At 76.0% G+C, this 20,105-nt stretch carries 17 protein-coding genes; 8 read left to right on the top strand and 9 right to left on the bottom strand.

Features of this window, described 5'->3' with window-relative positions:
* Positions 1-272 precede the first annotated feature (272 nt).
* The gene (locus D476_RS0130080) at positions 273-992 is read right to left on the bottom strand and encodes a glutamine amidotransferase (RefSeq protein ID WP_017627585.1); all 720 of its coding nucleotides are present in this window, start codon (positions 990-992) and stop codon (positions 273-275) included.
* A 157-nt stretch (positions 993-1,149) separates the two neighbouring features.
* Here D476_RS0130080 and D476_RS0130085 point away from each other — a divergent pair, with 157 nt between their 5' ends.
* Positions 1,150-1,566 carry a YkvA family protein gene (locus D476_RS0130085; RefSeq protein ID WP_017627586.1) on the top strand — a complete coding sequence of 139 codons (417 nt, stop codon included), beginning with the start codon at positions 1,150-1,152 and terminating at the stop codon, positions 1,564-1,566.
* Between the two features lie 16 nt (positions 1,567-1,582).
* Here D476_RS0130085 and D476_RS0130090 read toward each other — a convergent pair whose 3' ends face one another.
* The 6 genes from D476_RS0130090 to D476_RS0130115 form a co-directional block, all read right to left on the bottom strand.
* Positions 1,583-2,350, bottom strand: coding sequence for a spermidine synthase (locus D476_RS0130090; protein WP_192826450.1), 768 nt, complete (start codon positions 2,348-2,350; stop codon positions 1,583-1,585).
* Positions 2,351-2,786: 436 nt separating this feature from the next.
* On the bottom strand, positions 2,787-3,839 hold the full coding sequence (locus D476_RS0130095) for an ABC transporter substrate-binding protein (RefSeq protein ID WP_017627588.1): 1,053 nt from the start codon (positions 3,837-3,839) through the stop codon (positions 2,787-2,789).
* A complete protein-coding gene (locus tag D476_RS0130100; protein WP_017627589.1) occupies positions 3,836-4,708 on the bottom strand; it encodes an ABC transporter ATP-binding protein in 873 nt (290 codons plus the stop codon). Before D476_RS0130100 ends, D476_RS0130095 begins: the two co-directional genes overlap by 4 nt.
* Complete coding sequence (locus D476_RS0130105; RefSeq protein ID WP_017627590.1) at positions 4,705-5,745, bottom strand: FecCD family ABC transporter permease; 1,041 nt, start codon at positions 5,743-5,745, stop codon at positions 4,705-4,707. Before D476_RS0130105 ends, D476_RS0130100 begins: the two co-directional genes overlap by 4 nt.
* A gap of 194 nt (positions 5,746-5,939) precedes the next feature.
* Positions 5,940-8,225 carry a prolyl oligopeptidase family serine peptidase gene (locus tag D476_RS39535; RefSeq protein ID WP_017627591.1) on the bottom strand — a complete coding sequence of 762 codons (2,286 nt, stop codon included), beginning with the start codon at positions 8,223-8,225 and terminating at the stop codon, positions 5,940-5,942.
* A complete protein-coding gene (locus tag D476_RS0130115) occupies positions 8,225-9,427 on the bottom strand; it encodes a hypothetical protein (RefSeq protein ID WP_017627592.1) in 1,203 nt (400 codons plus the stop codon). Before D476_RS0130115 ends, D476_RS39535 begins: the two co-directional genes overlap by 1 nt.
* A 114-nt stretch (positions 9,428-9,541) precedes the next feature.
* Between D476_RS0130115 and amiA the strand changes: the two genes are divergently transcribed.
* The 7 genes from amiA to D476_RS0130150 all read left to right on the top strand — a co-directional run bounded on the left by amiA (position 9,542) and on the right by D476_RS0130150 (position 18,350).
* Positions 9,542-9,730, top strand: a complete 189-nt coding sequence (gene amiA, locus D476_RS0130120) for a streptamidine family RiPP (protein ID WP_017627593.1) — start codon at positions 9,542-9,544, stop codon at positions 9,728-9,730.
* Positions 9,731-10,019: 289 nt separating this feature from the next.
* Positions 10,020-10,874: a hypothetical protein gene (locus D476_RS0130125; RefSeq protein WP_017627594.1), complete on the top strand. Its 855-nt coding sequence runs from the start codon at positions 10,020-10,022 to the stop codon at positions 10,872-10,874.
* A 44-nt stretch (positions 10,875-10,918) separates the two neighbouring features.
* The gene (locus tag D476_RS0130130; protein ID WP_017627595.1) at positions 10,919-11,908 is read left to right on the top strand and encodes a CocE/NonD family hydrolase; all 990 of its coding nucleotides are present in this window, start codon (positions 10,919-10,921) and stop codon (positions 11,906-11,908) included.
* Positions 11,909-12,273: 365 nt separating this feature from the next.
* Positions 12,274-13,719: a YcaO-like family protein gene (locus tag D476_RS0130135; RefSeq protein WP_017627596.1), complete on the top strand. Its 1,446-nt coding sequence runs from the start codon at positions 12,274-12,276 to the stop codon at positions 13,717-13,719.
* A gap of 7 nt (positions 13,720-13,726) precedes the next feature.
* Positions 13,727-14,938 (top strand): nitroreductase family protein, encoded by a 1,212-nt coding sequence (locus tag D476_RS0130140; RefSeq protein ID WP_026123991.1) that lies wholly within the window; start codon positions 13,727-13,729, stop codon positions 14,936-14,938.
* Positions 14,935-16,638, top strand: a complete 1,704-nt coding sequence (locus D476_RS0130145) for an ATP-binding cassette domain-containing protein (RefSeq protein WP_017627597.1) — start codon at positions 14,935-14,937, stop codon at positions 16,636-16,638. The genes D476_RS0130140 and D476_RS0130145 overlap by 4 nt, the downstream gene beginning before the upstream one ends.
* Positions 16,635-18,350, top strand: coding sequence for an ABC transporter ATP-binding protein (locus tag D476_RS0130150; RefSeq protein ID WP_017627598.1), 1,716 nt, complete (start codon positions 16,635-16,637; stop codon positions 18,348-18,350). Before D476_RS0130145 ends, D476_RS0130150 begins: the two co-directional genes overlap by 4 nt.
* A 36-nt stretch (positions 18,351-18,386) precedes the next feature.
* On the opposite strand, the gene D476_RS0130155 is transcribed toward D476_RS0130150, so the two are convergent.
* Both D476_RS0130155 and D476_RS35140 read right to left on the bottom strand, forming a co-directional pair.
* Positions 18,387-19,748, bottom strand: coding sequence for an MFS transporter (locus tag D476_RS0130155; protein ID WP_017627599.1), 1,362 nt, complete (start codon positions 19,746-19,748; stop codon positions 18,387-18,389).
* Between the two features lie 40 nt (positions 19,749-19,788).
* On the bottom strand, positions 19,789-20,105 hold a 317-nt coding region (locus tag D476_RS35140), incomplete at its 5' end, for a 2Fe-2S iron-sulfur cluster-binding protein (RefSeq protein WP_040728795.1).

Raw genomic sequence — 20,105 nt, forward strand, 5'->3', positions numbered from 1 at the left:
CTCGCCCGGCGGCCGACAACGCTGCGGCAAGGGGCGTGACCTTGGTCGTTGCCGCTCTTGCCGCCTTGCGCTCTGGTGGCCCGTCATCCGGCCGGGGGCCGTGAGTGGGGGACCTGCTGTGCCGCCGCCCCCCGGAGCGCTCGGAGACCCGGCGGATGGCCGCAGCGCCGGGAAGCGCTCCGCTCTCTCCGTTTCTCTCCGTCGCCGCCGATGTCGGCGGCCGTCACACTCCGTGCGATCGCCGGGGGCGGACGCCGGGCGGGCCGGGGCCCTCAGGAGTGCGGGGGCAGTTCGTCGAGCCATGCTCCGAAGACCGCTTCCGCCGCCTCGGCGAGGGCCGGGCCGTACGTCGCGGCGTCGGCGCGGATCGTGCGTGGGTCCAGCCCTGCGGCCGCCAACTCGTTCGCGTGGCCGATCAGCCACTGTTCGATCCGCGTGTGGTCGGCCTCCAGGTGGAACTGCAGGCCCAGTGCGCTCCTCCCGAGACTGAACGCCTGATTCGGGAACCCCGGTGTCTCTGCCAGGCGCTCGGCACCCTCGGGGATCTCGAACCGGTCGCCGTGCCAGTGCAGCACCGGCGACCCCGCCAGGTGCTTCAGTGGCGACGCCTCCCCGGCGGCCGTGAGGGCGAGCGGGGAGTACCCGATCTCCTTGCGGCCCGTGGCGGTGACGTCGGCACCGGCCGCGAGGGCCATGAGCTGGGCGCCCAGGCACACGCCGAGCGTCGGCGCCCCCGCCTCCAGTCGGCGGGCGAGGGCCTCGGTCTCCTCCGCCAGGTAGGGGTAGGTGTCGGTCTCATAGGCGCCGACCGGCCCGCCGAGCACCACCAGCAGGTCGGCGCCCTGGACGGCGTCCCGGTCGAGGGGGTCCACCCCGGCGTCGAGGTACGACACCCGGTAGCCCCGGCGCTCCAGCAACGGGGCGAGGATGCCGAGGTCCTCGAAGGCGAGGTGGCGCAGGGCCACCGCGGTGCGCGGCGGGGTGGTGCTCATCGGGGTCGGGGCCCTTCCGTATCAGGTGTGCTCGGATTCTCCGGGGGCGAGGCAGGGGGCTCGTCGACGATAGTCGACGGACGCCCCTGGCGCCGTGTGGCGGGCCTCACCGGAGCCCCCCTCCGCCCTTCACCCCTGGTCCGCGAGAATCCCCGGTATGACCGGATGGTGGGTGGGGGACCTGGTGATCGGCGCCGCCGCGGCCGTGCTGGCGGTGTGGGCGGCCCTGGTCGCCGCGCTACTGGTGCTCCGCCCGCGCGGCGGCCTGCTCGAAGAGGCCGTGCGGCTGCTGCCGGACGTGCTGCGCCTGGTCCGTCGCCTGGCCGCCGACCCGGACCTCCCGCGCGGGGTCCGCGTGCGCCTCTGGCTGCTGATCGCCTACTTGGCGCTCCCGATCGACCTCGTCCCCGACGTGGTCCCGGTGCTCGGGTACGCCGACGACGCCATCATCACCGCGGCCGTCCTGCGGTCGGTGGTGCGCCGCGCGGGCACCGAGGCGGTACGCGCCCACTGGCCGGGGACCGAGGGCGGGTTCGCGGCCCTGGCCCGGCTGACCGGCATCGATACGGACTGATGGCCCGGTCCTGGTCTCAGGCCGTTGCGGCGGCCTCCAGCGGGCGTGCCGCGAGGTAGACCGTGTTGGAGGACTCTCCCCCTTGCAGCGGGTTGGGGAAGCGCACCTCCTCGGCGCGCGCGGCGGCGAAGACCTCCCCCAGCCGGGAGGTGAACCCGTCGTCGGGCGGGTCGTTCGACCACAGGGCGAACACTCCGCCCTCGGCCAGCATGCGACGGGCGAACGCGGCCAGGCCCTCGGCGGTGTAGAAGTCGGCGTGCGCGGGGCTGAGCACGTGCTCGGGGGAGTGGTCGACGTCCAGCAGGACGACGTCGAAGGCTTCCCCGCCGTCCCCCGTGAGCGCGTCCGGCTCCTCGTCTCCGCGCGCGATGGCGAAGAAGTCGCCGTGCACGAACGTGCAGCGCCCATCGGCGGAGAGGACCGCGCCCGCCGGGATCAGCCCTTCCTTGTGCCAGTCGATGACCTCGCCCAGCGCCTCGATCACCACCAGGGCACCGACACGGTCGTCCTCCAGAGCCGTCTGCGCGGTGTATCCGAGCCCGAGCCCGCCGACGGCCACCCGCAGCCCCCGGCCGGAGGCGCCCGCAGGCGTGAGGCCCGGTTCCGCCAGGGCCAGCCGGGACATCTCCTCCTCGGCGGCGGTGAACGCGCTGGACATCAGGAACTCGTCGCCCAGTTTGATCTCGTGGACCTCGCGGCCGAGCACCGGATCGAGCCTGCGGCGCAGGCTGATGTCCCCCATGGGCGTGGGGCGCAGGTCCAGCACCTGGAAACGTGGGCTCATGGGCGTCCTGTCCTGGTCGTTAGCGGATCGCCGGTCCGCCGGGGAACGGTGCGGACGGCCCCGGCCACGCTATCGGAGACGGCCGCCCCGCGAGTGCCGCCCGGAGAACCGTCCGACCACCCCGACCGCGCCTGAGGGCCGCAAGGCGCCCGCCGGGAGTGTGTCGCACACCACGGGGAGCGGGCGGTCGAGGCGCGTAGCGGCTCATGGGATTGCTGCCCTGGTCGGCGGTGGGGAAGCGGGGCGGAGACCTGAGGCGGGGCCGGTCCTCACGTCGTGGAGGAAGGCCGTGTCCCGGACGGCCGCTCTGGGGCCAGGGGCCGCATCGGAGTCTCTGCGCCCTCACCCCGGCACCCCGGCCCTGCGGTCCATGGCCGATGCGCGGCCGCGGGCCGGGACCGTGCACGGTCCCGGCCCGCGGATGGGGTGTCCGGGGTCAGAAGGCCTCGGGGTACAGCTCCTGGGCGATCTGCTCCACTGCGTCGATGTTGCCGAGCGTGCCGGGGAACAGGTCGCTCTTCTGCACCGCGATCAGGCGGTCCTCCTGCACGGCGGGCACGTCGGGGAAGGTCTCCTCCAGGTAGTCCCGGGTCTTCTTCTCCGACTCCTCGTCCGAGACGCTGAAGACGATGGCCTCCGGGTTCCGGCTGATGATCTCCTCCGGGCTGATCTCGGCGGCGAAGAAGTCGGAGAACTCGGGGTCGTCCGGGTCGAACACGTTCTCCCCGCCCGCCTGCGCGATGATGTCCGCCTCGATCCCGGCGCCGATCGCCTGCAGGGAGTTCCCGTCGACGAAGACCTGCGCCACCGACAGCCGGTCCACGCCTTCGAGCCCCGACTCCACGTCGGACAGCCGCGACTCGGCGTCCGACGACAGCTCGGCGGCGGTGTCCTCCTCGTGCAGGATCGCCCCCAGGTTCTCGATGTCGGTCAGCACGTCGGTCACCTCCGCGCTGCTCCGGCGGTCCAGGCACCCGCCGGTCGCCACGTAGGCCTGGGCGCCGTTCTCCTCCAGCTGCTCGATGCTGGCGAAGCCCTGCTCCGCGGTGAACTCGTACTCCGTCGGGGAGACGACGAGGTCGGGGCCCGCCGCCAGCAGGTCCTCGCGCGCGGGCGGCGCGTCGGTGCTGATCACCGGGACGTCCCCGACCTGCCCGGCGATGTCGTCCGGCAGGGCGGACACGTCCGTCTGGGCCTGTCCCGTCAGGGAGTCCGCGGCGCCGAGGCGGACGAGCAGCTCGGTCTGCGAGGGCATCATGCCGACGATGCTGGCGGGCGCGCCGTCGAAGGACAGTTCGCGCCCGCAGTTCTCGACCGTCACCGTCTCACCCGAGCCGCCGCCCGCCTCCGAGTCGGCCGTGACCCCCGTCCCGCAGGCGGACAGCACCAGGGGTGCCGCGGCGACGGCGGCGAGCGCGCCCAAGGGGCCCCGGCGGCGGGACCGGTTCGGCGGAGAAGAGGGGGAGGAGGGGGAGATGCTGCGGATCATGGGAGCGTGCTTCCTTCCGGGGTTGAGGGGGACACGGGTGTGCCCTCGTGGTGCGTGTCCGCGTGGCCGCCGTCCCTCGGCGACGGGCTGCGCCGGTCGAGGAGACTGCGCCGGTCGAAGAGAAAGTGGCGCAGCCCCGACCGCGGGTGGTCGACCGCGGTGGAGTCGACGTCGAACGCCGAACGGATCAGCTCGGTGTCCAGGACCTCGGTCGGCGCCCCGAGCGCGGTCAGCCGCCCGTCGACCAGGACGCCGACCGCGTCGCACGAGCGGGCGGCCAGGTTCAGGTCGTGCAGGGCGACCAGGACGGTCTTGTCGGTGGCCCGGATCAGGTCGAGCAGTTCGAGCTGGTGGGCGATGTCGAGGTGGTTGGTCGGCTCGTCCAGGACGAGGACCGGCGTGTCCTGGGCCAGCGCGCGGGCGAAGAGCACCCGCTGCTGCTCGCCGCCCGACAGCGCGGAGAAGGCGCGCCGGGCCAGGTGCGAGGCGCCGACCCGGTTCAGGGCGCCGAGCGCGACGGCCACGTCGCGGTCGGAGTCGTTGCCGAACCCGCGCCCGTGCGGGATGCGCCCGAGCAGGACCATGTCCAGGACGGGGATCTCGAATTCCTCGCTGTGCTCCTGCGCCATGACCGCCACGCGCAGTGCCATGTCCCTGCGGCTCAGCGAGGCGGTGTCCGTCCCGTCCAGGAGCACCCGCCCCGATGACGGGGCCGCGACGCCCGACACGGCGCGGAGCAGCGTGGACTTGCCGCTGCCGTTGGGCCCCAGCATTCCGAGGACCGTCCCCGACGGGACGGAGACGCTCACGTCGGACACGACCCGCCGTCCGCCCCGGTGGGCGTCCAGGTTCTCGATGTCGACCCTCATCGGCCCGCCCCCGCGCTCTCCGCGCGGTCGCGCCGCAGCAGCCACAGGAAGAACGGCGCGCCGACCATGGCGGTCAGCACCCCGAGCGGGATCTCCGAGGGCTCCGCGAGGGTGCGCGCCAGCAGGTCGCAGGCGGCGAGGAACACCGCCCCCGCGAGCACCGCGACCGGCAGCATCCGCCGGTGGTCGGAGCCGACGATGATCCGGGCGATGTGCGGGATGATCAGCCCGACGAACCCGATCCCGCCCGAGACGGCGACCACCGCGCCGGTCAGCAGGGCCGCCGCGATGAGGACGGCGGTGCGCAGCCGGTCGACGTGCACGCCCAGCGAGGCCGCCGCCTCGTCGCCGACGAGCAGGGCGTTGAGGGCGCGTGCACGCAGCACCGCGAACACCCCGACGGCGGCCAGCGCGCCTGCGGGCAGGGCCAGGTGCCCCATGGTGGCCGCCGAGACCGACCCGAGCAGGAAGAACATGATGCTGAAGACGTTCTGTGCGTCGGTGGTGATGGTGAGGTAGCTGGTCACCGCGCTGAACAGGGACCCGAGCGCGACACCGGCCAGGATCAGCCGCTGCGGCGCGATCCGCCCGTTCTTGCGGGCCAGGAAGTACACCGCGCCGGTCGCCATGAGCGCCCCGGCGAAGGCGGAGGCGCCGATGCCGAGCGAGCCGACCCCGATCCCCAGCACGATGTAGGTCACCGCCCCGACCCCCGCACCGGCGGAGACGCCGAGGATGTAGGGCTCGGCGAGTGAGTTGTGCACCACCGCCTGGATCAGCGCGCCCGCCAGGGCGAGGGAGGCCCCGGCCAGGGCGGCGAGCAGGGCGCGCGGCAGCCGGAACTGCCAGACGGCGTTGTCCTGCACCGTGGTCAGCGACCCGTCGGACATCCACGGCATGCCGGGTACCAGGTGCCCGGTGACGATCCGCAGGGCGTCCATGGGGGGCACCGCGATGGTTCCGGTGCCCGCCGAGACCAGGACCACCGCCGCCAGGGCGAACGTGAGGCCCGGGACGAGGATGCGGGCCGCGAGCACGCCCCGTCGGCGGGGGGCGGCGGNCCCCGGTGGGCCCTTCGGGTTCGGCCGATCGGGTCGCGTCGGCCGGTTCGGCCGGTTCGGCCGAACCGGGTGGTGCGCCGGTGGCGGCGTCGCGCCGTTCCGGTGGTGAGTCGGGGGAGCGGTCCGGGGTCCTCACCCCGGGGCTCCCGTCGGTCGTCTCCGGCATGGAGTCACAAGCCCTTTCCGGCCTCAGGGATCGTCGTTCGGGGAGGGCGAGCCGACCGTGCCGAGCGGGTCGTCGTCGCGGCGAAGCTCAGGACGGTGGCGCCCAAAAGGTGCAGGCTGTCGAGGTGGTTGCCGCCGTGGCCGGTCCGGGGCGCGCGCCACAGGGCCGCGTCGCCGCCGACGCGGCGCAGGGCGTCGACGACGGCCAGGGTGTCGTCGGCGGCCACTCGGGAGTCCTCGTCCAGGACGATGCCGAGGAAGCGGGGCAGGCCGGTGGTACCGGCCGACAGGCTCCTGGCGCGGTGCAGCGGCGAGATCCGCCGGAGGCGCTCGTTCCGCCGGTCCAGGTCGGGTCCGGGCTCGGCGGCGCCGTCCGGCCCGCCGAACTCGCCGGTCCAGTGCCGACCGAGCGGGTGCGCGCCGAGGTTGAGCAGGTCGAGCGGGGCGGCGGTGCTGACCACCCCGGCGCACAGGCCCGGGGAGCCGAAGGCGCAGCTCGCCGCCACCACCCCGCCGTGCGAGGCGCCGACCAGCACGAGCAGGTCCGGCCGGGTGAGTCCGGCCCCGACGAGCCCGCGCGCCACGGCGGCCAGGTCGTCGATGCCGCGCGCCTTGGCGGCGCCCCGTCCGGCCTCGCGCCAGGCCGCGCCGTGCTCGCCGCCGCCCCGGATCTGCGCGATCGCGTAGCGGCCGCCGTGGCCGATCCAGGTCGGGACCGTCGGCTCGAAGGTGGCCAGGCTCGGGACGCCGAAGCCTCCGTAGCAGGTGAGGATCAGCGGGGCGGGCCCGGTCGCGTCCACCGGTGAGGTGACCACGACGGGGACGTCCGTGCCGTCGTCGGCGGGGAAGGCGTGCCGTTCGGTCGTTGCGAGGGGGGATGGGGCGGGCGCGGAGTCCCGTTTGGTGGTGCGCGTCGGTTCGGTGGTCTGGTGGGAGGCCCGGTATGTGCGCTGCTCTGCGCTGCGGTCCTCGCGTGGCTGTTCGCCGGCTGTGCGGGTGTGTGGGGGAGCGGCGGGGTCCTCGGTGAGGCCGTGCGTGCCGTCGTCAGCGGCATCGGCGGACGCGTGCCGTTCGGTCCGGGCGATGGTCGGCGCATCGGGCGGAGTCCCCTGAGCGGTGAGGGCGGCCCGGTCCGCAGGGTGCCCGGCTCCGCGCTCCCTGCCCGAAGGCTCTTCCGCCGCGACGGCGCGCGGGGCGACGGCGCGCGCGGCGACGGCGGGGCCCTCAACCGAAATATCCGTTCCGTCGTCGATGGACGGCACGCGCCCGGCCCCCTGCTCGGCGGCTCGCGCTTCGGTCCGGTCCGTACGGTCTCCCCCTCGGGGGGTGTCGCGCAGCAGCTCATCGGCCCTGACCACACGCGGGGGAAGGACGGGGCCCTCGATCAGGACGTCGAAGCGGCCCCCGTCGGCGCCCACTTCGGTCGCGACGGCCGGTTCGCCCCGGTAGGCCACCGGGCGGTCGTCGGAGGCCTCCCCCTCACAGAGGCGCACCAGCACGCTGCGGCCCGCGCGCACCCCCGCCACGAGCACCTCGCGGAGGGCGCCGCCACCGCGCGCGGCGACGGAGGTGACCCGCAGGGACGGGTCCTCCCAGGACCACCTCTCGGTGCCGTCGCGCGCATCCAGGACGGCGATGCGCCTTCCGGTGTCCACCAGGGCCCCGCCCGCCGCGGCGAGGACGCGGACGACCGCCGGAAACTCTCCGAGCACGGCCCCCGTGGCGCGGTCGGTGAGGACGGTGGCGGAGCCGGGGCGGCTCTCGGCCAGCAGCCCGCGCCCACCGCCGGGGAACAGCCGGAGCCGCACGTCCGGCGGGGCCGCCGAGGTCCGGACGTCCCCGGTGTCCGCGTCGAGCTCGACGAAGCGGCGCGACCCGCCCGCGACGAGTTCGACGCGGGAGGAGTCGGCGCTCCAGAGCACGGGGTCGTAGCGGCAGCGGACCTCCGGGTACGTGCGCGCCTCACCCGTCGCCGTGTCGACCAGTACGAGGGCGGCGTCCTCGTCCGCGCGCTCGGCCAACTGGACGGCGATGCGGCGCCCGTCCGGGGAGGGCGCCATGCGCAGGATGTGCCCCTCGGGCTCGAAGACCGGATCGGCGACCGGGTCGGCGTCGCCGCCCGAGCGGGCGTCGCGGACCCGGTAGATGCCGCGCCGCTCGCGCCCGGGGAGCCTGCTCAGGGCGAATCCCCGGTCCGGCAGGCCGGGGCGCCCGTGGTGCTCCCACTCGGTCAGGGCGGCGTCGAGGGCGGGGACGGTCTCCAGGGCGTCCGGGAGGGGTGTGGTGTCCATCACCGGCCGACGGGGTCGAAGGCGCCGCCGTGCCAGTACAGGTGCCCGCCCTCGTCGAGGGGGCTCGGCACCTCGACGGTGTCGAACCGGTCCTGGCCGACCAGGTGGAGTTGGGCGTCGCCTCCCCTGGTCACAGCGGCGGTCGTCCCGGACGGGTCGAGGGCGACGGCCCTGCGCTGCGCGGGGGCGTCGCCGACCGGGTCCCAGGGCAGGTGGCCGGGTTTCGGCGGGTGCGACATCGCGGGGAGGGCCTTGCGGAACAGCGCGGACGGTTTCGGGCCGGACCGCTCGATGAGGGTGAGCGCGTCCCCGTCGGGGTGGATCGTGGCCACGGCGGCGCGGGTCCCGCCGAGCGCGAACCGGAACGCCAGGCCCGGCGGCAGCTCCAGCGCCCGCGTGTCACCGGTGGCCACGTCGACGTCGACCAGGTGGTTGGTCCACTCGGTCCACTCCGCCGGGGACGCCGGGCCGCCGCGCACCACGCCCACCGCGCGGCCGGCGGCCGGGTCGAAGCGCAGGTAGAAGGCGCGCCCGGGCACCGGCCAGGGCACGGTGCCGACCATGCGGGGCACTCCGCCCTCGACGGTGAACCGCTCCAGGCCCCGGCCCGTCGCGGTCGCCGCCGTCCCCGTGCGCTGGTCGGCCACGTCGCCGTGCCCGTCGTCGGCGATGCCCTCGGCGACGGCGCCGGTGATGCGGGGCACGTGGGCGCCGGTCCCCAGGCACCGGGCGAGCGGGATCGCCTCGACGGCGCCGGGCTCGCGGTGGCGCAGCACGACCGTCGGCTCGCCGCCCTCCCGGTCGGGCACCACCAGCACGCCGGGCTCGCCCGTGCGCGAGCGGAAGCGCACCGAGTCCCCGCTGTGCAGGTCGGCGACGGTGACCACGTCGCTCCACGGGGCCTCGTTCGCGCCGAGGCCGGTCGTCACCACGATGTGGCGCCCCGAGGGGTCGCAGGCCAGGTGCTCTGCGGGGATCGCCACCGGGATGCGCCGCTCGCCGCCGGGCCCGTGCACCACGAGCGCGCCGGACCGGTCGTCGGCGAAGGCCCATTCCGCGTCGGTCGCGCCGTCGCGCGGCAGCGCCAGGACCCCGGCGTGCTCGGCGAGGTGTCCGCCGCTCAGGGGCCGGACGCCGCTGCCGTCGGCGGTGTAGGTGCGGCCCGCGCGGTGGTCGGCCACGAAGAGCTGTTCGGGGATCATGGGGGAAACGCTATTGGAAATGATTATCGTTCTCAAGTAGAGTGCGCACCGCTCCCGAGGGAGCACGTGTCGGAACACGTCCGACACGTCCTGTCGCAATGAGAGGACACCGCCATGGACCAGCAGATCGCCACCGAGGTCGAAGAGTCCGAGCAGCTGGCGCACCTGTCGGCCTCGCACTCCAACGCCCTGGTCGCCAACCCCTTCGACGAGGCCGTCACCTCCGAGATCGAGGAGTCCGAGCAGCTGGCCCACCTGTCGGCCTCGCACTCCAACGCGCTCGTCGCCAACCCCTTCGAGTGACCGGATCCGGCCGAATCGTCTGACCGCGCCGTTCGACCGTTCCTCCGCGGCGCGGCCGGTCTGACCTGAAGCCCCGGTCGGGCGGTCGGCGGACCGCCCGACCGGGCCCCGACACCGACGGCGTCCGCCCGAGCGGTGCACCCGCGCCGGTTCCGGGGAAGCCGGCCCCGTATCGGCGGATACGGGGCCGACCCCCCCCGAGGACCGGCGACAGGGGTGCCCGAGGCGGGCCGCCACCCCCGCGAGAGCCCCCGCAAGGGCGGATCGAGAGAGGCCCCGTGAGGCGCAGATGACCACTGACCCCCTCATCGCCCGCGTGCCGGGAACCGGCGCCGACGCCCTCATCGGGCCCGACGGCACCGGCGCCGTGCGGACGTCCTCGGGCCGGTTCCTCCGGCTGCAGAACCCGGCGCCCGGCCTCATCGGCGCCCTGACCGGAACACCGGACCAGGGCACCGGCGGCACCGGCGGCGGGGAGAGCGGAGCCTACGCCGAGAGGCTCGCCGCCGAGATGTCCGCCCGCGAGGCCGACGACGCCGAACGCCGCTGGCCCAGTGCACGGCGGGACGTGGCGCTGGTCGGCAAGGGCGCCCCCGTCGACGCCCTGGCCGACGCCCTGAACGGATGGGGCCTGTCCGCGACGCACGTCCCCGACGCCGCGGAGCTGCGCGCCGACCGGCCCTGGGACCTCGTGATCGCCTACGCGGACTCCCCTCGGGAACGCGCGGGCTGGGACACGCTCGACCGGCTTCCCGAGCGCGGCACCGCCTGGCTGCGCGCCCACCGCGAAGGCGGGGTCTGCTTCGTCGACCCCATCGCGGTCTCGGCCGACGACCCCACCGCCGAGCAGGTCCGGCGGCGCCGCCTGGCGGCGAGCCCCGTCCCCGGCGAACTCGACGCCTGGCAGCGCGGTGCCGCCGCCTCCCCCCACGCCTCCGATCCGCTCCCCTCGGCGGCCTGCACCCTGCTGACCGGGCGGGTGCTCACGGTCGCCCTCGCGTGGGCGCAGCAGGCCGAGGCGCTGGAGGGGTACCGGGGCACGCTGTTCAAGCTCGTCGCCGCGACCGGGGCGCTCAGCGAGCACCCGGTGCTGGGCTACGACGCCCCGCCCGCCATCGACGGCGCGGCGGCCCACCCGTCATGACGGACGATCGCGGACACGACCGGGGGCACGACCACCGGTGCCCTATGCCGGACGGCACCCTCCTGCGCGGACGCTGGTGGGAGGCCCGGGCGGGCCGCGAAGGCGCGCGGGGCCTCGTGGTGATCCGCACCCCCTACGGCGCCGACCTGCACGCCTCGACCGCGCGGTCGTGGAGCGGGCGCGGATACCACTGCCTCGTCCAGGACGTGCGCGGACGGTACCGGTCGGAGGGGGCGTGGTCCCCCTACGCACACGAGCACGACGACGGCACCCACGTCCTGGACCGGCTCACCGCCGAACACCCCGGACTGCCCGTCGTCCTCTACGGGGCCTCGTACGCCGCCCACGCCGCCCTGGAGGCCGCGCGCGCCGCCAGGGGCGCGGGGGAGGGGGCCGTCGCGGCGGTCATCGCGCTCGTCCCCGCGCTCGGCCTGGCCGAGACCGCCTGGAACACCGACGGCGAACCGCAGATCCGGCACCGCATCGGATGGTGGCACGAGCACGGGCGCACCCGCCGCCCCGCACCCCCGCTGCCCCCGGACGAGCTGGACCGGCGGACCGCGCAGGCACACGAGTACGGCGTCATCGAGGCCGCCGACCACTGGGGCTGGACACCGGAGGAGCGGGCGGCCTGGCGGCGGCTGTGGACCGCCCCGCCCATCGACCTGTCGGCGCGCTACGGCCGCATCACCGCGCCGCTGCTGGTGGTCAGCGGGGACGAGGACTTCTTCCACCACGACGCCCGGCGCCTCGCCGACGCCTGGAACGCCCCGAGCCACTTCGCCACCGGCCCCTGGGGGCACCTCCTCGTCGGCGGCGTCACCGACGGGGCCCTGCGGGCCCGCATCGCCGGGGCCGGGGGGCTGAAGCACGTCATCGACCCCTGGCTGTCCGCCCACGGGCTGCCCGGCGCGCCTGCGGAGTGGACCGGCATCCTCGCACCCGCGTCCGCACCCCCGGCCGCACCGCGGACACGGTCGGTCCTCGACCCCGTCTCCGGCGCCTGGCGCCACGAGAGGACCGCCGATGGCTGAGCCGCGCGGCCCGGCGGCCGTGTCCCCAGGAGCGGTGTCGCCGCCCTTCGACCTCGGTGAGGATTTCGCCGGAAAAGCTGTCGAAACCACCGGCTCGACAGCACCGCCGTCGGGGTCCTCGCTGCGGATGCCCGGTGTGCGGCCTGAAAGCCACACCACTCCAGCGGACGCCGTCGGCCCGGCGGTCCGGCACCGGCGGGCGCCCCCCCGNCGCCGCGGCCTCGGGGCGTGCGGCGGATGCCGGGCGCTTTGCGGCGGCTCCCGCCCTGGACAGGCCGATGCGCCGCCGACAACGCCCCGCACGGCCTGCGCTCGGCACTCGGCCCGTCTCCGTCCCCGCCTCCTCCAGCCGTAAGGATCACGCGATGACCCTGACCAGGACCGACGCCCACCCGCCGCGCTCCGCGCCCCGGGCCGCCACCGCCCCGAGCGCGGGCGACGGGCGGCCGACCCTGCCCGTCGAGGCGCTGGTCGACCCCGAGTGCGGCATCATCCGATCCGTGCGGGAGGTGCCGCACCCCTCCGGGGCACCGGCCTCCTACACGGCGATGACCGCGGCCGTCGCCGACGCGCGACGGCTCGGCGAGTGGCCCGCCGACCGCGTCTCCCTGGGCACCACCTTCGGCGACCCCGGCCAGGCGAGGATCGCCGCGATCGCCGAAGGGGTCGAGCGCTACTGCGGGAACTGGCTCCCCGGCGAGCTCCCCGGCGACGAGCTGCGCGTCACCACCCGCGCCGAGCTCGAAGCCGAGGGCGCCGACGTGATCGGCGCGGCCGAGCTGCCGGTCTTCGCCCCCTGGCAGTACGACCGCGACCGGTTCCCCTACCACCGGCTCACCGACGACACCCCGACCCTGTGGGCGCGGTGCGCCGACCTCGACGGCGCCCGGACCTGGGTGCCCGCCTCGCTCGTCCACCTGAACTGGCGGCAGTCGCGCTTCCGGCACCTGCCCCGCACCCACCACCTCAACTACGCGGGCATCGCCACCGGCCAGGGCGCCGACGACGCGCGGGACCGCGGGGTCCTGGAGGTCGTCGAGCGCGACGCCCTCGAAGTGTGGTGGCACCTGGACGGGCCGACCTTCGGCATCGACCCGGCGAGCGTGCCCGGGCTCGAAGCGGACCTGGACGGCAGCCCGCTGCACGTCTCCCTGGCGGCGATGCCCTCGGAGTTCGCGCCCGCGGTCGCGGCGCTCGTGCACGACGAGGAGCGCGGCCTGTACGCCGCGGGCTTCTCGGCGTCCTGCGACCCCGTGCGGGCCGCCCGCAAGGCGGTCCTCGAAGCGGTCCACACATGGGTGTACACCCAGGGGTGCACCGCCGCCGACGGGTGGGTGTTCCGCGCCGTCGAACAGGGCCTGATGGCCCGCGGACTCTACCTGGACTTCCGCGAGGACGCCTCCTACCTCGACGCCGCCGGGGAGCAGTGCGCGAACATCATCGACCTGGGCGCGCACGTCCAGGTCTGGCTCGACCCGCGCGTCCACGCCCAGGCGCGGCGCTTCACCGAACCCGCCCTGGGCACCCGGCCGGTCAGCGCGCTGGAGCCGGTGGAGATGGGAGAGGTGTACCGGCGCCTCGCCCGGCGCGGCCACCGGATCCTCACCCGCGACCTGACCACGTCCGATGTCCGCCGGACGCCGCTGCGCGTGGTGCGGACCCTCATCACCGGGCTGGTCCCCAACGCCCCCGCCGCCTTCGCCTACCTCGGTATGCCCCGCTTCCGGGAGGCCGCCGCCGAGCGCGGCTGGCGCACGGAGTGGGACGGCGGCCCGGAGGACTTCACGCTCATCCCGCCCCCGCACATGTAAGGCTCCCGTGTTCTCCACCGACCACCTGACAGGCGCGACGGCCCGCGCGGCCCGCGAGGGGCGCGCGCACCGACCGGCGGGGCCGTCCGGCCTCCCGCCCGCCCTGGCGCGCGCCTTCGCCGCCGACCCTCCCGGGGCGGCGCTCCCGCCCGGGCCGCGCGTGAACCCCTGGCGGTCGGCCGGCGCGGTTCCGGCGGCCATGCCCGAGCGGCTCCGGGAGCTGCTCGGCGGCCTGTGGTCCGGCGACGGCCTCCACCGGCTGGAGGACGGGACCGTGACCGGTGTCCGCAGGCGCCCGGTTCCCTCCGCGGGCGGGGCCTACCCGGTGCAGACCCATGTGGTCGTCGGGGCCCCCGGCGCGCGTGCGGGCGGCGCCGGTCCCCTTGATCCGGGCCGGTACGTCTACGACCACGATCAGGACACGCTGCTCCGGCGCGACGACGCCGCGGACCGGGCGTCGGGCTGGAACGGCGGCGGCGCCCGCGGCGCCGACGGTGCTGACGGCGCCGACGGTGCCGACCTGCGGGGAGCGGGGACGCGCCTGGTCCTGACCGTGCAGCCGGGCCGGAGTTACGGCCGCTACCGCCACCGGTCCTGGCCGCTGTGGATCGCGGACACCGCGTACGCGCTCGCCGCCGTGGAGTTCCTGATCCGCGAGCCCGCCCCGGTGCGGCTCGGCCCGGGGGCGCCGCTGCGCGGCCTGCTCGGCGTGCCCCGCGCGGCCGAGCACGAGCGCTGGACCGGGCGCGGGCTCGCCCCCGAGATCCCCCTCGCGACGATCGAACTTCCGCACACGTGGGCGGTGGACCCCGCACGCCGGGACGCCCTGGCCGCGCGCCGCTCGCCCGCGATCAGCGCATTCACCGCCGCGGCACGGAGCCGTCCGCGCGCCGCCGGGGAACCGGCCGGGGCGCGCGAGGCCGCCGAGGCGTGCGGGCAGGCGTGGGTCCTCGGGGCCCACCGCCTGGAGACCTGGTCGGTCCCGGCGGACGCGCCGGTCGCCGCCGTCGCCGGGGCGCTGTGGCGCGCCCACCGGGAGGCGGCCCACCTGTGCTACTCGGGCGCCCTGTCGGGAAGCGTGCGCTGCCGTCCGGTGTCCGGCTTCCGGGCGGTGCGCGGCCGCTGGATCGTGCACGCCCTGGCGATGCTCCCCGGGCCCCTTGCCGAGCCCGGAGCGAGCGCACCCGAAACGCGTCCGGCCGAGGAGACCACGTCATGATGATCGTCCGAGAGCTCTGGCGGGAGGCGGCCCGGTTCCCCGCCGCGCTGGCGTGGAGCACCGGGCTGCTGGCGCTCGTGTTCCTCACCCACGCCGCCCAGGCCGTCGCGATCGCCTGGTCGATGTCGGCGGTCCTGCGCGGGCGGCCCGAGGACGTGCTCGCCGCGCTGGCGCTGATCGTCGGGATCGCACTGGCGCGGACGGCCCTCTCGCTCGTCCAGACCTCGGCCGCCGCCGGGCTGGGCGGCCGCGTCCGGCAGGCCCTCCGCCGCCGCGCGATGCGTGCGGCGCTGGTGCCCGAGCGGCTGCACGACACGGCCGCCAGGGACGGGTCGATGCGGGCCGCCCTCGGCGACGGCATCGACGGCACCGACGCCTACGTCTCCAAGTACATCCCCGCCATCGCGCAGGTGTTCCTGGCCTGCCCGGTCATCGTCGCCGCGCTGCTGGTGCTCTCACCGGCGGCGGGGCTGTGCGTCGCGGCGGGGATCGTGCTGGCGCTGCTGGGGCCGATGGCGTGGAAGCGCATGATGGCCCGGCGCGGCCTGGACCACTGGGACAGCTACGAGGCCCTCAGCTCCGACATCCTCGAATCCCTGCGCGGCATGGCGGCACTGCGCGCGCTCGGCGACGTTCCCGGCACCCGGCGGCGGCTCCACACCCGCTCCGAGGCGCTGCGCCGCGCCACCGAGCGGGTCATGCGCGTCTCCCTGGCCGAGACCGCCGTCATCGACTTCGCGGTGCAGGCGGGCGTGGTCGCCGCGGCGGCCGCGGCCCTCGGCCACGCCGCCGCCGGGCAGGGGCCCGCCATCGAGGTCTACCTGATCCTGCTGCTCTCCTCCGAGGCTTTCCGCCCGATCCGCGACCTCTCCCGGCACTGGCACGCCGGGTTCCTCGGGCTGACCGCCATCCCCGGACTGGCCCGCATCGGCGCCTTCGCCCCGGACGGCGGCCTCCCCGAGAGCGGCGCCCGCGAGCGCGCGGCCGCATCCCGGACGCCCGGCGGACCCGCGGACGGGCCCACCGGCGGGCGGGCCGAGGAGCTGCGCGTCTCCGGGCTGGGCTTTCGCTACCCCGGCGCCCGCGACGACGTCCTGCACGACCTCACCCTGACCGCCCGGCGCGGATCGCTCACCGCGATCACCGGGGAGTCCGGAGCGGGCAAGTCCACCCTGTTCGACCTGGTGCTCGGGTTCCTCACCCCGGCCGCCGGCGGCATCACCCTCGACGGGCGCCCGGTGCGCCCCGACGACGTCGCCGTGGTCTCCCAGCGGCCGGTGCTCTTCGCCGGGAGCATCCGGGACAACCTCGCCCTCACCCGCCCCGGAGACGGCCCCGGCCGGGACCCGGACGACGCCGACCTCGCCGACGCGTGCCGCTCGGCCGGGATCCTCGACGAGATCCGGCGCCTGCCGCACGGGTTCGACACCGAGGTCACCGAGGCGGGCACCAACCTGTCGGGCGGGCAGCGCCAGCGCCTCGCCCTCGCCCGGGCCCTCCTCGCGCGCCGCCCCGTCCTGCTCGTGGACGAGCCGACCAGCGCGCTGGACGCGGCGCGCGCGGAGGAGGTCGTCGACACGCTGCACCGCGTCGCCCGCGACCGCATCGTCATCATGGTCAGCCACCGCCCCGAGACGCTCACCGGCGCGGCCGACGTGCTGCGCCTGGAGGCCGGACACCTGGAGAGGAGCGCCCCGTGAGCACCCTGTCCGCGCTCCGGGCCCTGCGCGGCCTGCTGCCCGCCCTGCGCCCCGAATGGCGCGGGATGCTCTGGAGCTACCTGGTCGGCACCGCGAGCGCGCTCGCGCTGGCCGCCCTCACCGTCCTCACGGCGTGGGCGGTCGGCCGCGCCGTCGTCGAGGGGGAGCCGCCCGGACCGGCCTGGTGGACCGCCGTCATCGGGCTCGTCGTCCTGCGCACCGTACTGACGTGGCAGGAGATGGACGTCTCGCACGCCCTGGCCTACCGCGTGCTGGCCCGGCTCCGGATGGCGCTGTTCGACGCCTACGCGCGCAGCGTCCCCGGGCGGCGGCGCGAGCACTCCGGGCGGGCGGCCACCGTCGCCATGGGCGACATCGAGAAGCTGGAGTTCTTCTACGCCCACACCGTGGCCCAGCTCGGGGCGTCGGCCACCGTGTTCCTGGCGGCCCTGGCCACCGCGACCGCGCTGCTTCCGGAGGCCGGGGCGGTCATGCTCGTCGGGAGCGCGGCGGTCGCGGCGTCGGCCTTCGCCTGGGCGCGCACGGCGCGGCGGCTGGGCGAGGAGGAGCAGCGCGAGCGCTCGGCCCTGTCCGCGCGGATGGTCGACGCCCTCGGCGCGCTGCGCGAGGTGCTCGCCTACGGGCTCGCGCCGCGCATCGTGGACGAGACCGACGCCGCCACCGCCGGGGCCGTCGTGACCACGCGCCGCCGCGAGCTGGTGGAGCAGCTGGTCACCGCCCTGCGGGAGCTGATCGTGACGGCGGTGGTGATCGGGGTCATCGCCGTGAGCGCCTCGGCCGCCGGGGTGCTCTCCGGCGCCGGAGCGGCGGCGCCCCCCGGCGGGGCGGGCGCCGCGCTGTCCCCGGCGCTCCTGCCCGCCCTGGTCGCGCTGGCCGTGGCCGGGGTCGCGGCGACCACGGAGGCCGCCACCACGCTCACCCGGCTCCACCCCCTGGTCGCCGGTGCCGACCGCGTCGCCGCCGGGATCAACCGGCCCCCGGTCGTGTCCGAGCCGACGGCCGCGCGGGAGGTGCCCCGGGGGCCGCTCGGGCTCCGCTTCCGGCAGGTGGACTTCGCCTATGACGGCCGGGAGCCCGTGCTCGCGTCCTGGTCGGCCGAGCTGGCCCCCGGCGAGCACGTCGGCCTCGCCGGGCCCTCCGGGGCGGGCAAGAGCACGGCCGTCGCCCTGGCCGCCCGCCTGTGGGACCCCGCGGCGGGGGCCGTCGAGCTGGTCGGGGCGGACGGGCGGGGTGTGGCGCTGTCCGACCTCGACGACGCCGGCCTGCGGGGCGCGGTCGCACTCGTCGACCAGGACGCGACCCTGTTCCACGGCACGGTGCGCGAGAACCTCCTGCGCGGAAGCGGGCCGCGCCCCGACGCGGAGCTGGCCGCCCTGCTGGAGCGGGTCGGCGCCGACGGGTGGATCGGCCTCGACGACGACCTGGGCGAGAGCGGGGTGCGCCTGTCCGGAGGACAGCGGGCGCGGCTGTGCCTGGCCCGCGCCCTGGTCCGGGAACCGCGTGTGCTGCTGGTCGACGAGGTGACCGCCAGCCTCGACCCGGCCACCGAGCGGGCGATCTCCGATGTGATCGCCGACTACGACGGCACCGTGCTCATCGCCTCCCACCGCGCGCAGACCCTGGCGCGGTGCGACCGGGTCATCGGCATCGCCGCGCCTGCCGACCGGGACCGGCAGCCCGGCCTCCTGTGAGCGGCCGCCCCTTCCCCGGGGGAGGGGCGGCCGGGGTCACGGCGCGTGGGTCGGCGTCTCTGAGGCCGGGGCGGCGGCCGGTTCGGGCTCCCGGCGCAGGAACAGCAGCGCCGCGCCCGCCAGGAGGACGACCCCGGCGACGGCGAAGTACAGCAGCCGCGGCGTCCATCCCGCGTCCAGCAGCATTCCGGCCGCCGTCGGGGCGAGGATGGCGCCCGCACGGCCGACGCCGAGCGCCCAGCCGACGCCGGTGCTGCGCAGCCGCGGCCCGTACAGGGACGGCGCCAGCGTGTACAGGCCCGCGATGCAGCCGTTGATGAGCCCGCCGACCAGCACCCCCAGGGCGAAGGCCACGGCCAGGACGGATGCGGAGACGATGAACAGCGCCATGAACGCGGCGGACAGGCCGGTGAACGCGATCAGCACCGCCCGCACCGGCCACCTGCTCGCGATGAGGCCGAACAGCACGGAGCCGACCGTGCCGCCCAGGGTCACCGCCATGCCGGCGGTCGCGCTCTGCCCGGCGCTCAGCCCCGCCGTCTCCAGCAGCGACGGTGTCCAGGAGTTGACGAAGTAGAAGCCGAACATGGTGGTGAAGAAGGCCGCCCACAGCAGGAGCGTGGCCCGCGCGGCGCCGCCGGTGAACAGGTCGGCGACGCGCCCGGCCCGGTCGGTGCGCCCGGCGGGCGCCCCCGCCGCCCGGTCGGCGGGTGCCTCCAGGGTGGTGACCGGGCCCTGGCCGATGCGGCGCGCGATGCGGTCGACCGCCTCCAGGTCGCCGGGGCGGTTGCGGGCGGCGAGGAACTCGATGGACTCCGGGAGCAGCGCCGCGAGCAGCACCAGCGCGGCCCCGGAGAGCGCCGCCCCCGTGAGGAAGACGGCGCGCCAGCCGAACTCCTCCTGGAGCCCCACCGCGGCCAGGCCGCCGAGGGTCGCCCCCACGCCGAACCCGGCCGTGTACAGGCCGATCGCCAGGCCGCGCCACCGCGCCGACGAGTATTCGCCGGCGATCACGGTGGTGCAGGCGAGGACGCCGCCGACCCCCAGGCCGGTGAGGAAGCGCCAGGCGCCCAGCTCCCACTCGGAGCCGGCCAGCGCGCCGAGGCCGGGACCGGCCGTGGTCAGCGCCAGGGAGAGCAGGATCATGGGGCGCCGGCCGAGCTTGTCGGCGAGCGGCCCCAGGACGAGCGCGCCGACGGCCATGCCGACCAGCGCGGTGCTGAGCAGCGCGCCCAGGGCCGAGCCGCTGAGGTCGAATTCGGCGCCGACGCTGTTGGCGGTGAAGGCCAGCGTCATGACGTCGAATCCGTCGAGGAGGTTGAGCACGACGCACAGGGCGACGATCAGCCATTGGTAGGGGCGCATCGGGGCGGTGTCGATGCGGGCACGGAGGTCCATACCGGACTCCTTGGGGGAGGTGGGATCCTGGGGCGGATCGTCAGTGGACGTCGAGGACGACGGTGCCGGGGGCCGAGGGCCCGCCGGAGTCGTCGGTGCGGCGCACGACGCGGGAGACGCAGGTGCACAGCTTGGCGGAGGCGGCCTTCTGCCGTTCGCTGAAGAACACGTCGCGGTGGTCGATGTCGCCGTCGACCGAGACGACGTCGACCTGGCACAGGCCGCACTCGCCCTTGCGGCAGTCGAACATCGTGTCGACCCCGGCGCGGTCGAGGGCATCGAGCAGCGACTCGCCCGGCCCGACGGTCGTCTCGACGCCGAGACGGGGGATGCGGGCGACGAACTCCTCGGCCTCGA

The organism is Nocardiopsis chromatogenes YIM 90109 (assembly GCF_000341185.1).
Taxonomy (GTDB): Bacteria; Actinomycetota; Actinomycetes; order Streptosporangiales; family Streptosporangiaceae; genus Nocardiopsis_A; species Nocardiopsis_A chromatogenes.

Coding starts and splice junctions, on each gene's coding strand:
- D476_RS0130095 (WP_017627588.1), bottom strand. CDS start 3,839: ATGATCCGCAGCATCTCCCCCTCCTCCCCCTCTTCTCCGCCGAACCGG.
- D476_RS0130130 (WP_017627595.1), top strand. CDS start 10,919: ATGCCGGACGGCACCCTCCTGCGCGGACGCTGGTGGGAGGCCCGGGCG.
- D476_RS0130080 (WP_017627585.1), bottom strand. CDS start 992: ATGAGCACCACCCCGCCGCGCACCGCGGTGGCCCTGCGCCACCTCGCC.
- D476_RS0130100 (WP_017627589.1), bottom strand. CDS start 4,708: ATGAGGGTCGACATCGAGAACCTGGACGCCCACCGGGGCGGACGGCGG.
- D476_RS0130145 (WP_017627597.1), top strand. CDS start 14,935: ATGATGATCGTCCGAGAGCTCTGGCGGGAGGCGGCCCGGTTCCCCGCC.
- D476_RS0130125 (WP_017627594.1), top strand. CDS start 10,020: ATGACCACTGACCCCCTCATCGCCCGCGTGCCGGGAACCGGCGCCGAC.
- D476_RS39535 (WP_017627591.1), bottom strand. CDS start 8,225: ATGGACACCACACCCCTCCCGGACGCCCTGGAGACCGTCCCCGCCCTC.
- D476_RS0130155 (WP_017627599.1), bottom strand. CDS start 19,748: ATGGACCTCCGTGCCCGCATCGACACCGCCCCGATGCGCCCCTACCAA.
- D476_RS0130135 (WP_017627596.1), top strand. CDS start 12,274: ATGACCCTGACCAGGACCGACGCCCACCCGCCGCGCTCCGCGCCCCGG.
- D476_RS0130085 (WP_017627586.1), top strand. CDS start 1,150: ATGACCGGATGGTGGGTGGGGGACCTGGTGATCGGCGCCGCCGCGGCC.
- D476_RS0130115 (WP_017627592.1), bottom strand. CDS start 9,427: ATGATCCCCGAACAGCTCTTCGTGGCCGACCACCGCGCGGGCCGCACC.
- amiA (WP_017627593.1), top strand. CDS start 9,542: ATGGACCAGCAGATCGCCACCGAGGTCGAAGAGTCCGAGCAGCTGGCG.
- D476_RS0130090 (WP_192826450.1), bottom strand. CDS start 2,350: ATGAGCCCACGTTTCCAGGTGCTGGACCTGCGCCCCACGCCCATGGGG.